Source organism: Streptomyces sp. NPDC002076, from assembly GCF_053593835.1.
Map to the genome: position 1 here is coordinate 1 of NZ_JBSFDI010000071.1, position 1,450 is coordinate 1,450.

Here is a 1,450-nt window from a genome sequence, read left to right on the forward strand (position 1 = left end):
CTAGTAGGGCTTGGTCAGGTTCACTCGCCGGTGGCGTGTCCGTTTGATCGGGTGTGCCGTTGACCGGGTGTGATGGGTGGGGAGTTGGCCGCGGTCCGGTGTGATCTGGAGGATTTCGCGGCGGAGGTGTTCGAGCCGTTCGCGCGGGCTGATCAACGCAGGTGGGGTGCGGTGTATCTGCGGGGTCTGCTGCTGGACGGGCGGCGCAAGTCGGTGGAGCCGATGGCCGCCCGGCTGGGTGAGGACGGTAACCGGCAGGCATTGGCGCACTTCATTACCTCCAGTCCGTGGGATTCGGCGCATGTGCGGGCGCGCCTGGCGTGGAGGATGCAGCAGGTGATCAAGCCGACCGCGCTGATCATCGATGACACCGGCTTTCTGAAGGACGGCGATTCGTCCGCGTGTGTGTCGCGGCAGTACACCGGCACCGCGGGCAAGGTCACCAACTGCCAGGCCGGGGTGTCGCTGCACGTGGCGTCCGATGGTGCCTCGGCTGCGGTCGACTGGCGTTTGTTCCTGCCCGAGAGCTGGGACCCCGCCTCGCCGAAGGCCGATCCGGCCAAGGTGGCCCGCCGCGGGCCGTGCGGCGTCCCGGCCGAGGTGGGCCATGTCGAGAAGTGGCAGCTGGCCCTGGACATGATCGACGAGACGAGGTCGTGGGGCATCGAGATCCCGCTCGCCGTCGCCGACGGTGGTTACGGAGATACGGCAGCCTTCCGGCTGGGTCTGGAGGAGCGCAAGCTCACCTACGTGGTGGGCATCTCGACCACGACGACCGCCCAGCCGGAAGAAGCACGACCGCATCTTCCGCCCTACGGCGGCCGCGGTCCCCGGCCCCAGCCTGTCTACCCCGAGCCGGCACAGACGGTGAAGAAGCTGGTCATCGCGGCTGGCCGACAGGCCGCCCGACCCGTGCAGTGGCGGGAAGGCTCCCGCCCAGGCAGCGGCCGAAGCGGCCTCAAACGCATGTACTCGCGGTTCGTGGCCCTGCGGATCCGTCCCGCCGGGCGCGAGATCCGCAAGGCCGCCGACGGCCCGGAGCTGCCGGTGCGCTGGCTGCTGGCCGAATGGCCGGCCGGCGAGAGCGAGCCGGTGCAGTTCTGGCTGTCCAACCTGCCCGCCGACACCCCGCTGGCCACACTCGTGCGCACCGCGAAGCTGCGCTGGCGCGTCGAGCACGACTACCGCGAGATGAAACAGGCCCTGGGCCTGGCCCACTTCGAGGGCCGCACCTGGAGGGGCTGGCACCACCACGTCACCCTCGTCTCCGTCGCGCACGCCTTCTGCACCCTCCAGCGACTGACCCGATCCCCAAAAGAGACGGCGCCGGCCTGAGCCTCTACCAGGTCGCCCGCGAACTGCAGTCGCTCCTCGCGGTCTGGACCGGCGCCTGCCCCACCTGTCACCGCAACACGCCAGAACCGGTACCAACCTGACCAGGCCCTACTAG

General features: G+C 69.6%; 1 protein-coding gene. It reads left to right on the plus strand.

All coding sequences use genetic code 11. The annotated features are described in order from the left end of the window. The first annotated feature begins 72 nt into the window (after positions 1 to 72). Positions 73 to 1,335, plus strand: a complete 1,263-nt coding sequence (locus ACWCQS_RS46025; RefSeq protein ID WP_451009997.1) for an IS701 family transposase — start codon at positions 73 to 75, stop codon at positions 1,333 to 1,335. The last annotated feature ends 115 nt before the right edge of the window (positions 1,336 to 1,450 follow it).

What these genes read in the sequence shown, in the direction of transcription:
- ACWCQS_RS46025 (WP_451009997.1), top strand. Translation starts at nt 73, where the DNA reads ATGGGTGGGGAGTTGGCCGCGGTCCGGTGTGATCTGGAGGATTTCGCG.